Source organism: Erwinia sp. L03-1 (assembly GCF_058686115.1).
In genome coordinates this window covers 4,846,688-4,857,483 of sequence record NZ_CM178762.1, presented here as the reverse complement: position 1 = coordinate 4,857,483, position 10,796 = coordinate 4,846,688, and the positions used below count along the sequence as shown (strand labels likewise).

Here is a 10,796-nt window from a genome sequence, read left to right as displayed (position 1 = left end):
GGCGGACTCCACTCGAAAAAATTCGATAAGAAAAAAGGCGCTGAAGCGATAAATTCATCATTGTTGACGCATGCAGATGACGCACATACGAACCGCTATCCACGGTTACTCCGTTGCAGGCAGACCCTGAGGATCGCTAACGGAAGGGCGGATCATAGCGTAAAGCGCGGCAGAGATCTTCACTTTCTACACAGTTTTGATCCATTTTATCCACAGGCACTGACGCGCGGTGATAAGTGTACCCCTTCACGGCCAAAAGGCATTCAGGATCCTCTGCATTCGCAGGATTTTTACGCTTCCATCACGTTATTATTGCACGCTTTCTGCAACGGGATCGCCAGAAGATCCCTGCCGATCCTTGCGCTTTATCCCCAACGCCGTATAATTCTCGCCCCGGCGTATAGCGCTCTGGCCCGAACCGGCTGGTTTTGCGGTCGAACGGGACATCCAGACGCGACTTTAACGCGAAGTAAATTGACTCCGGACTGTACAATTATTACAATCCCGCCTCTTTATTAAAGACACACTGAGGCGTCGGTCGGTTTTCTGACCATGAAAACGCGTCACCAAGTGAAATTTTCCAAGTTTAGGTAGAAATCGCCATGAAACGCACTTTTCAACCGTCCGTACTGAAGCGTAACCGTTCACACGGTTTCCGTGCTCGTATGGCAACAAAAAATGGTCGTCAGGTTCTGGCACGTCGTCGTGCTAAAGGCCGTTCACGTCTGACCGTTTCTAAGTAATAAAAGCTAACCGCTGAGTGGTTAAGCTCGCATTTCCCAGGGAGTTACGTTTGTTAACTCCCACTCATTTCACCTTCGTCTTCCAGCAGCCACAAAGAGCTGGCACGCCGCAAATTACTATTCTCGGCCGCCTGAACTCGCTGGGGCATCCCCGCATCGGTCTTACCGTCGCCAAAAAACACGTCAAGCGCGCGCATGAACGCAACCGGATCAAGCGATTGACCCGCGAAAGCTTTCGTCTGCGTCAGCATGACCTGCCCGCTATGGATTTTGTAGTGGTGGCGAAAAAAGGGGTTGCCGACCTGGATAACCAGGCGCTGGCGGAAGCGTTGGAGAAGATATGGCGTCGACACTGTCGCCTGGCTCGCGGCTCCTGATTGGGCTGATTCGCGTCTATCAGCGCGTAATCAGCCCTCTCTTAGGACCCCACTGTCGTTTTCATCCAACTTGCTCTCAATACGGTATTGAGGCATTGCGCAGGTTCGGCGTAATAAAAGGCAGTTGGTTGACGACGAAACGCGTATTAAAATGCCATCCTTTAAACCCGGGTGGTGACGATCCGGTGCCGCCAAATAACCATTGATACCAGAGAACATTAACGATGGATTCGCAACGCAATCTTTTTCTCATCGCTTTTCTGTTCGTGTCCTTTATGATCTGGCAAGCCTGGCAAACGGACCATGCTCCGCAGCCTGTGCAGACCCAGACCACACAGAACACGACCAGCTCAGCCGGTGATGCCGCCAATCAGGGTGTACCTGCCAGCGGCCAGGGCAAAACGATCACCGTTAAGACTGATGTCCTGTCTTTACATATCAACACCCGCGGTGGTGATATCGAGCAGGCACTGCTGCTGGCTTACCCTGACAAACTGGGTTCTTCACAGCCATTTGAGCTGCTGGAAACGACCCCAGGTTTTCTGTATCAGGCACAGAGCGGTCTGACCGGTCGTAACGGCCCGGATAATCCGGCTAATGGCGCACGCCCACTGTTTACTGCCTCTCAGGATAACTATGAGATGGCTGACGGCCAGAGCGAACTGCGTATCCCGCTGACGTTCACTGCTGAAAACGGCGCGACCTACACCAAAACCTTCGTATTTAAGCGCGGTGACTATGCGGTCGGCGTCGATTATCAGGTTAACAACACCACCCAGCAGCCGCTGGAAGTGGCGATGTTCGGCCAGCTGAAGCAGACCATTGACCTGCCTAAGCATCGTGATACCGGCAGCAACAACTTTGCCTTGCACACCTTCCGTGGCGCGGCTTACTCCAGCAGTGAGACTAACTACGAGAAGTACAAATTCGACAAAATCAGCGATAACGAAAACCTGAGCACCACTACCAGCAACGGCTGGGTAGCGATGCTTCAGCAGTATTTCGCCACCGCGTGGGTACCGCGCACCGCCGGAACCAATACGCTGTACACCAGCAACCTCGGTAACGGTATTGCCGCCGTCGGCTACAAGTCTGCGCCCGTCACCGTCGCGCCAGGCTCGCAGCAGAATCTGGCTGCCACGCTGTGGGTTGGCCCGGAAATTCAGGACAAGATGGCCGCGATTGCGCCGCATCTGGACCTGACGGTTGACTACGGCTGGCTGTGGTTTATCTCTCAGCCGCTGTTTAAGCTGCTGAAGTTCATTCACAGCTTTATCGGTAACTGGGGCTTCTCCATCATCGTTATCACCTTTATCGTGCGTGGCATCATGTACCCACTGACCCGGGCGCAGTACACCTCGATGGCGAAGATGCGTATGCTTCAGCCGAAAATCCAGGCGATGCGTGAGCGTCTCGGTGACGACAAACAGCGTATGAGTCAGGAGATGATGGCGCTGTACAAGACCGAGAAAGTAAACCCGCTGGGTGGCTGTCTGCCGCTGGTTATTCAGATGCCAATCTTCCTGGCGCTGTATTACATGCTGATGGGCTCCATTGAGCTGCGCCATGCGCCGTTTGCCCTGTGGATCCATGACCTCTCTGCACAGGACCCGTACTACATCCTGCCGATCCTGATGGGCATCACGATGTTCTTCATCCAGAAGATGTCGCCGACCACCGTCACCGACCCGATGCAGCAGAAGATTATGACCTTTATGCCGGTCATCTTCACCGTGTTCTTCCTGTGGTTCCCGGCAGGTCTGGTACTGTACTACATCGTCAGTAACCTGGTGACCATCCTCCAGCAGCAGCTGATTTATCGCGGCCTGGAAAAACGTGGCCTTCACAGCCGCGACAAAAAGAAAGCATAAGAACGCTGTCCGGTCATTGCGCGGCATGCAGGCGATAAGGAAAGAGTGGGGCCGATGGACAGGCCGGGCGTTACAACACTAACGCGCCTGCACCGTGACAGATGAAGGATGGTAGAATAAGGCGGTCAACTGACCGCCTTATTTTTTTGCCTAAACGAGAGTGGATTATGAGTCAAAGCGAAACTATCGTCGCCCAGGCGACGCCGCCCGGCCGGGGTGGTGTGGGTATCCTGCGTATCTCCGGCAGCCAGGCGGCCGACGTGGCGCAGGCCCTGCTGGGCAAGCTGCCCAAACCGCGCTACGCCGATTATCTGCCCTTCCGCGACCTGGACGGCAGCACGCTGGATCAGGGGATCGCCCTGTGGTTTCCCGGCCCTCACTCCTTTACCGGCGAAGACGTCCTGGAGCTACAGGGCCACGGCGGCCCGGTGATACTTGACCTGCTGCTACGGCGTATCCTGTCGATGTCGAACGTGCGCATCGCCCGTCCCGGCGAGTTCTCCGAGCGTGCGTTTCTGAACGATAAGCTCGATCTGGCCCAGGCAGAAGCGATTGCCGACCTGATTGATGCCAGTTCCGAACAGGCGGCGCGCTCGGCGGTGAACTCGCTCCAGGGGGCATTTTCACTGCGCGTTAACCATCTTGTGGAAGCACTTACTCACCTGCGGATCTACGTCGAAGCGGCTATCGACTTCCCGGATGAGGAGATCGACTTCCTCTCCGACGGGAAAATCGAGGCCCTGCTTAACCAGGTGATTAGCGACCTTGAGGCCGTCCGGGCCGAAGCGCGTCAGGGCAGCCTGCTGCGCGAAGGAATGAAGGTGGTGATAGCAGGCCGTCCTAACGCCGGTAAGTCCAGCCTGCTGAATGCGCTGGCCGGACGCGAAGCGGCCATCGTCACCGATATCGCCGGCACCACCCGCGACGTGCTACGCGAGCATATCCATATCGACGGTATGCCGCTGCATATTATTGATACGGCGGGCCTGCGCGAGGCCGGCGATGAAGTGGAGCGGATTGGTATTGAACGGGCCTGGCGCGAAATCGAAGGGGCCGATCGCGTGCTGTTTATGGTTGATGGCACGACTACGGCGGCCACCGAGCCTGCGGACATCTGGCCCGACTTTATTGCCCGCCTGCCCGCCGCGCTGCCGATAACCGTGGTACGCAATAAAGCGGACGTCACCGGCGAAGCGCTGGTAATGACGACAGTGAATGGTCACTCACTTATCCGCCTCTCGGCCCGCACCGGCGAGGGGATCGACCTGCTGCGCGACCATCTGAAAGAGAGCATGGGCTTTGCCGGTAATATGGAAGGTGGCTTCCTTGCCCGCCGTCGTCACCTTCAGGCGCTGGAGTTAGCGGCCACTCACTTACTTGACGGCCGCGAGCAGCTGGTGGGGGCAAAAGCGGGCGAGCTACTGGCGGAGGAGCTGCGTGCCGCCCAGAACTGCCTGAGTGAGATCACCGGCGCGTTCACCTCCGATGACCTGTTAGGCCGGATTTTCTCCAGCTTCTGCATTGGGAAGTGAGACGGAGTCTCTAAGTTAACAGATGTAATTTCTGCCCGAGTTCAGGCTCCCGGCAATCTTCAATGATCGTGACAGAGCTAAGACTGGCTGCTTAGCTTTGCACTGCAAAATTGAATCCGGCAGCCTGCTATTCCATGCGTTTAATCGCTTTATGATAGTTTTCATATAAAAACCTGTAATAATTATATATTAGTATATATTTGGCACTACTCAACATCCATACAATAAAGGAAAGAAAAATGCCAGCGAGCGCTGTTAACCAAAACACTCCACTCACTACGAAAATGGTGGTAAATCGGAGAAATAAGTGTAGGAAGGAACAAAAAAATATTACGTGGGAGATCTCAGAAATAAAAAACACTCAAGCTATTCTAGCTTGCAAAATTGATCCCTATAAAAAGACTATTTCCTCTAATGATTTATCCCTGATAGAACTTAATAAGGTAGCAGATAAGTACGGTAAACATGCCCGCGTGCGGCTGAAAGAAGATCATTTTAAATATGGGGAGCCTCGTAATTTATTAAAAAAATTATTTCATGGATATCGATATAAAATAGAATGTAGAGATGCCGTAAAAAAAATAAACCCCCGCACCAATAAGCTCTCAGCTGAAAAAATAAACCCCCGCACCGATAAGCTCTCAGCTGAAATTGCAATTAAAACTATCGAGAAAAAAAACAATAATCAAATGAGCGAGAGGGATAAATTAATAAAAGAGTACAACATAAACGTCATCAAAATTAAAGAATTAACGGAAAAAGGAAAACATATTAGCCTGGAACTGGATGAAATAGGGGAAACATATAGAGAATTAACAAAAGATAAGCGAGAAGGAGACATTAAGCGGGAAGATTTTTCAACAATCTATCAGAGTAACGCGGGTTGTAAAGCGATCAACCATGAAGCGCGTCACCAGTATGGCCTGATGCGCGAAGGTGGCAAATTGAACGGCAATAAAGTTGTTAATGAATATCGTAAAGCCTTTGGTGATAACATTTTTTACCGTAGAGGAGCAGAGGTTAAAAGAATGATCATAAATAGATGTGCTCAGTTACCCCAACTGGTAAAAAACGCCATTGATGATTTTTATACCCCTTCAAATGAAATGAATACCACCTACCGTGGGCAAGGAATGACGGATGATTCGATTGAAACTTTAGTCAGTCAATTTAAAACCGATGTGCAAAATAAAACTTATACTGTTTATCAGACCGGACAATTCTTTTCCACCTCCAGCGATGAAAAAAAAGCTAATGATTTCGCTAACCGCAGTCAGAGTAGCGTTAAAGTGATGTTCAAGGTGAGAGGCAACAGCGGCAATGATATATATGTTCAAAATGGCATGGCATTTGATAAAGGTGAGGGAGAAATACTGTATTCTCCTAAGGCTCATTTCATAGTTACCAAGATGAAAATTATATCATCGAATGTTTACAATTTCACCCTAAAAGAGGTCGAAAGAGTCGACAATGCAAAGTTCCTTCCAAGATAATTGTTCATGATGAAAAATATTTACTTCTAATATACTTCGAGTGCAGGATAGTTTCACCGATCCTGTGCTCGTGTCATCATCCGTAATTTCATGGATAATTAAGGATGCTTTTTATTCGTATTGTTCAGGCCATGGATCTGCTGGGAGAGTTTGGATATCTAAACCCTGCACGTTAAAAGCGTTTTCTAACGAAATATACGCTAGCTCACTCACCGCAGTAAACAGTATAAGCCCTGTGCGGCTGATCCCATAATTTACTCCCCGGGATGATATTTATAAAAACGACGCGATTCCTGGGTACCATTAACCCTGGTATTTATGGGTGTTCAAAGAAGGTAATATGATCCATCAAGGAACCCCGCCGGAAGGGCATCAGGCTTATTGCAGTGAGTCGTCGTCTTACCCTACAGGTGCAGCTCGGCAAACTGGCCGCACTTTTCCGTAAACAAACTTAATTCATCCCTGCTGAATATTGCTGAAACGAAGCAGTTCGTTATTACACTCGTCAGAAGTTCCAGATTATGACCGGCCCGCCTGCGCAGGCTGAATCCGGAAAGTCGCGGCTACTGCAATGATAATTACGGTAGTTACTGTCCCATGATCGCCTAACGCGAAGCAAAGTATTCACCCTGCCGCGCCAGCCAGCCTGCGCCGCTGAGGGCATCGCCCAGCGGCGGTACCAGCATCGCCAGAATGTCGGGCGCAAGCCAGGGCTGGACAGGTTCTGCCAGGCCGCCCATTAACGCCAGACGACCGCCAACGGCCCCCATCAGTCGCCGCACCAGCAGCGCGATATCATCAGCAGTTTGCTGTATCAGCTGGTCTGCGTGGGGATCGCCTGCCTGCGCCGCCGCGAACACCTCCGGCACCACGCTGCCCCAGTCGGCGGGCATTGCCCGCTGCGTCCACAGCAGCATGGCTTCCGGGCTGCGATCAAACCTGCCCATCACGCGGTCGGTGAACGCCGTTTCGGGCACAATGCCCTCATGAGCCAGCAACGCCAGCCGCAGGGTGCGGCGTCCCAGCTCGGCACCCGATCCGTGATCGGATAGCGCAAAACCCCAGCCGCCTACCCGGGAAAAGCGCTCGCCATCCCATAAGACGCCCTGACTGCCGGTGCCGACGATCAGCGCCGCGCCGGGCGCGCCCTGATGTGCACCCAGACAGGCAATATCCACGTCGCCCACCACCCGCAAAGAGGCGCAGACGGGCTGCCAGTCGGCAAGGCGGGCTTTGACCGAGGCGACATTGGCCCCCGCAAGACCGGCAACCATTGCGGTTTGTGCCCGCGCGGCGGGTGGCAGCCCTGCCGCCGTCATCACCCGCTCTGTCAGTGCCTCCACGCTTGCCAGCGCCGCCTCAAACTGTGACCAGACGTTGGCGGGCCCGCCAACCGCTTCGGCCAGCAGATGATTCTGACGGTCAGTGAGCCGGGCGCGACATCGCGTACCGCCGCCATCAATACTCAGAAAATAGTGAGGTTGCACAGGTTTTTTCTCCCCTCTCGCGCCCCAGGTGATCCAGCGTTATGGTGCAAATCCTGAGTTAAAACAGGCTGAACCGCAATCAAAACATCGTCTGCGGAGAACAGTGGAGCGAGGCAAAAGTGCCAATAATCCGAATTTATCCCGAACCCGGCAAAGCGACGTGTAATCGCTTAAGAAAATTCTTACAATAGCGAAGACGACCCCCGACCATTATCATGGAGTGACCAATGGCATGTCATTTCGCGCGCTGGACGCCCGACTGGGCCGGGATACCCGCGCAGCACCTCCCGCCCACCCTGATCCGCTATGCTGCCGGGCTGCCTGACAGGCGTCGAAGGCGCTATCTGGCTTCCCGCACGCTGCTGGCACAGCTGATGCTGCACGTTTATGGCATAACTTCCCTGCCCGAGCTTACCGTGACGGCCAGTGGCCGCCCCTGCTTTGTCGATCCGCAGCTTCCTGATTTCAGCATCGCCTATACCGGCAATATTGTCGGCATCCTGCTGGCTGATGAAGAGGGTGCAGTTGGGCTGGCAATGGATATTTTTCGGGCCCACAGTCGGCAGTTGCAGAAACAGTTTTCCACCCTCTTCTCTTCGGGCGAAAAAGCGTGGATTAACGCCCAAAACGATCCGGATGAAGCGGCGGCCCAGCTATGGATGATAAGGCAGAGCATACTGAAGCTTCCGGATAATGACCAGTCGCAGCCGCTACGGCTGTTTCCCGCATCGGGGCGTCTGCGCTCAGAGGCCTTTCCCGACATTCAGGCCATTTCCGACGCGGAGGAGTTTATGGTCTGGTCCTGCGCACGCACGCCGGGCAGCGAACGCCTGCATCTCTGGCAGTATGAAGGGGGCGATCGCTGGGTTTCTATTACCGCTATCGAGGGGAAGAAGATGGGGCCGCGCACGTTGAAATTAATCAGCTCCCTGCCAGAAAAACGCAGGGAGCCGTAATGACGACTCTTACCGACAGCAGGCAGGTTTACCTGCTGTCCGCGATCTATCTTAGTGTGCGTCAATAAAGACGATCTTGAGAACAAACAGAAGAGTCACGGCGATGACGCAGGGGCTCATTTCACGCCAGCGACCGCTGCCGAGCTTCATCACACAGTAAGAGATAAAACCGAGTGCGATCCCCTCGGTGATGGAGAAGCTGAACGGCATCATGATAGCGGTAACGAAAGCCGGAACGGCTTCGGTCAGATCCTCCCACTTTATCCGCGTCAGGCTTGAGGTCATCAGTACACCAACGTAAATCAGGGCACCGGCTGCCGCATAGGGCGGCACCATACCCGCCAGGGGTGAAAGGAACATCACCAGCAGGAACAGGATCCCGGTGACCACCGCCATCAGCCCGGTGCGGCCACCGATAGCGACGCCCGATGAGCTTTCGATGTAGGCCGTCACCGAAGAGGTGCCGATATATGAGCCAACCACCGAGCTGATGCTGTCGACATAGAGCGCCTGCTTCATACGCGGGAAGGTGCCTTTCTCATCGGTCAGACCGGCTTTATCCGTTACGCCGACCAGCGTACCGGAGGAGTCGAACAGATTCACCAGCATAAAGGAGAAGATGATCCCCGCCATGCCGACGTTGAGCGACCCGGCCAGATCGACCTGGCCGATAATCGACGTGACGCCCGTTGGCGCGGAGAATACCCCGTCGTACTTCACATCGCCAATGGCCAGGCCAATCAGCGTGGTCACCACAATGGAGACCAGTACCGCAATATGGATATTGCGTGACGCCAGAATGGCGATAATAAAGAAGCCCAGCGCCCCCAGCAGTACGCTATGGGAGGTTAAGTGGCCGACGGCCACCAGCGTCTCCGGGTTAGCAACCACAATGCCGGCGTTCTTCAGACCGATCATCGCAATAAACAGGCCGATACCGGCGGTAATGCCCACCCGCAGGCTGAGAGGAATATTGGCGATCATCCAGTAGCGGACGCGGAAAATAGTCAGCAGCAGCAGGCCCGTCGCCCCCCAGAATATCGCTCCCATGCCGACCTGCCATGAAATGCCCATGGCCCCTACCACCACAAAGGCAAAAAACGCATTCAGTCCCATTGCCGGTGCCAGCGCAACCGGCAGGTTGGCCACCAGGCCCATCAGAATACTGCCGAACGCGGCAATCAGGCAGGTGGTGACAAACACCGCCTGGGTATTCATGCCCGCTGCACCCAGGATCTGAGGATTCACGAAAACGATGTAGACCATCGTCAGAAAGGTCGTGAATCCCGCAATCACTTCCGTGCGCGCGGTCGTGCCGTGCTCCTGCAGTTTAAAGATCCGCTGTAACAGGCCAGGATTATTCATTGTGTGATTCCAGAACGAAGAGAAGTTATCGTCGGCTATCCTAACCTAAAAATTTAATATTGGTAGACGGCCGGGCGGTTTTTTCGCAACCGATTGCGCCGCATTTACCTTCAGATCGCTGCCGCTAACGGGAATTGACAATTGCAGGTCGCATTTCGGTGTCAGACAGGTAAAGTGGCATGATGATAATGAATACAGGAACCCACCATGTCTGTTAGCTGTGTGTTTTTTGATTGCGACGGGACGCTGGTTGACAGCGAATTACTCTGTGCTCAGGCTTACGTCAACATCTTTGCCCGCTTTGGGGCGGAGCTGCCGCTGCAGGAGATGTTTGAGAAATATAAAGGCGTCAAGCTGTACGAGATTATTCCAACCGTCGCTAACCGGTTTAACCTGACCGTGCCGGTGGAGGAGTTTGAATCCGCCTGGCGGGCAGAAGTTGCCCGCCTTTTTGACCTTGAACTTAAGCCGATATCAGGCGCTTATGCCCTGCTGGAGCAGATAATCGTGCCCGTCTGCGTGGTGTCAAACGGCACCGTGCCGAAAATGCAGCATTCGCTGGGCCTGACGAAGATGCGCCGCTTTTTTGATGACCGGTTGTACAGCGGCTACGATATCAACAGCTGGAAACCGGACCCGGACCTGATGGTCCACGCGGCGAAACAGATGGGCGTACCACTGGACAACTGTATTCTGGTGGATGACTCCGAAGCGGGCGCTAACGCCGGCGTTGCCGCGGGTATCCCGGTATTTTATTACTGTGCGGATGCCCATAATAAGCCGATCGACCATCCGCTGGTGACCGCGTTTGATGATATGGCGCAGCTGCCGGGCCTGTGGAAGGCACGTGGCTGGGATCTGACCACAAAATAAAGGCAGTGAACACCCTAAGCCAGGCGTGTTCACTGGATAAAAATGGGTTATCTTCCGTCAGGAAAGATAAACAGCTTTTCCTCCCGCGAGGGGGTCAGC

At 53.8% G+C, this 10,796-nt stretch carries 9 protein-coding genes and 1 pseudogene; 8 read left to right on the top strand and 2 right to left on the bottom strand.

Annotated elements, in window-relative coordinates; genetic code table 11:
• Positions 1-602: 602 nt before the first annotated feature.
• From rpmH to AC4PCC_RS22215, 6 genes and pseudogenes are all read left to right on the top strand, one after another.
• The gene (gene rpmH, locus AC4PCC_RS22240) at positions 603-743 is read left to right on the top strand and encodes a 50S ribosomal protein L34 (protein WP_003849659.1); all 141 of its coding nucleotides are present in this window, start codon (positions 603-605) and stop codon (positions 741-743) included.
• Positions 744-760: 17 nt separating this feature from the next.
• Positions 761-1,120: a ribonuclease P protein component gene (rnpA, locus tag AC4PCC_RS22235; protein WP_073980918.1), complete on the top strand. Its 360-nt coding sequence runs from the start codon at positions 761-763 to the stop codon at positions 1,118-1,120.
• Positions 1,084-1,342: pseudogene (gene yidD / locus AC4PCC_RS22230) on the top strand (membrane protein insertion efficiency factor YidD). The gene rnpA and the pseudogene yidD overlap by 37 nt, the downstream one beginning before the upstream one ends.
• Positions 1,343-1,344: 2 nt before the next feature.
• A complete protein-coding gene (gene yidC / locus AC4PCC_RS22225; protein WP_067700543.1) occupies positions 1,345-2,991 on the top strand; it encodes a membrane protein insertase YidC in 1,647 nt (548 codons plus the stop codon).
• Positions 2,992-3,158: 167 nt separating this feature from the next.
• Positions 3,159-4,523 carry a tRNA uridine-5-carboxymethylaminomethyl(34) synthesis GTPase MnmE gene (gene mnmE, locus AC4PCC_RS22220; protein WP_492125972.1) on the top strand — a complete coding sequence of 455 codons (1,365 nt, stop codon included), beginning with the start codon at positions 3,159-3,161 and terminating at the stop codon, positions 4,521-4,523.
• A 239-nt stretch (positions 4,524-4,762) separates the two neighbouring features.
• A complete protein-coding gene (locus tag AC4PCC_RS22215; RefSeq protein ID WP_492125971.1) occupies positions 4,763-6,016 on the top strand; it encodes a hypothetical protein in 1,254 nt (417 codons plus the stop codon).
• Between the two features lie 605 nt (positions 6,017-6,621).
• On the opposite strand, the gene AC4PCC_RS22210 is transcribed toward AC4PCC_RS22215, so the two are convergent.
• Positions 6,622-7,503 (bottom strand): glucosamine kinase nucleotide-binding domain-containing protein, encoded by an 882-nt coding sequence (locus AC4PCC_RS22210; protein WP_492125970.1) that lies wholly within the window; start codon positions 7,501-7,503, stop codon positions 6,622-6,624.
• Between the two features lie 227 nt (positions 7,504-7,730).
• Between AC4PCC_RS22210 and AC4PCC_RS22205 the strand changes: the two genes are divergently transcribed.
• The gene (locus tag AC4PCC_RS22205) at positions 7,731-8,459 is read left to right on the top strand and encodes a 4'-phosphopantetheinyl transferase family protein (RefSeq protein WP_492125969.1); all 729 of its coding nucleotides are present in this window, start codon (positions 7,731-7,733) and stop codon (positions 8,457-8,459) included.
• A 51-nt stretch (positions 8,460-8,510) separates the two neighbouring features.
• Here the strand turns inward: AC4PCC_RS22205 and AC4PCC_RS22200 are convergent, their stop codons facing one another.
• Positions 8,511-9,824: an NCS2 family permease gene (locus tag AC4PCC_RS22200; protein WP_492125968.1), complete on the bottom strand. Its 1,314-nt coding sequence runs from the start codon at positions 9,822-9,824 to the stop codon at positions 8,511-8,513.
• A gap of 207 nt (positions 9,825-10,031) precedes the next feature.
• On the opposite strand from AC4PCC_RS22200, the gene yieH reads away from it, so the two are divergent.
• A complete protein-coding gene (gene yieH / locus AC4PCC_RS22195) occupies positions 10,032-10,697 on the top strand; it encodes a 6-phosphogluconate phosphatase (protein ID WP_492125967.1) in 666 nt (221 codons plus the stop codon).
• Positions 10,698-10,796: the final 99 nt, after the last annotated feature.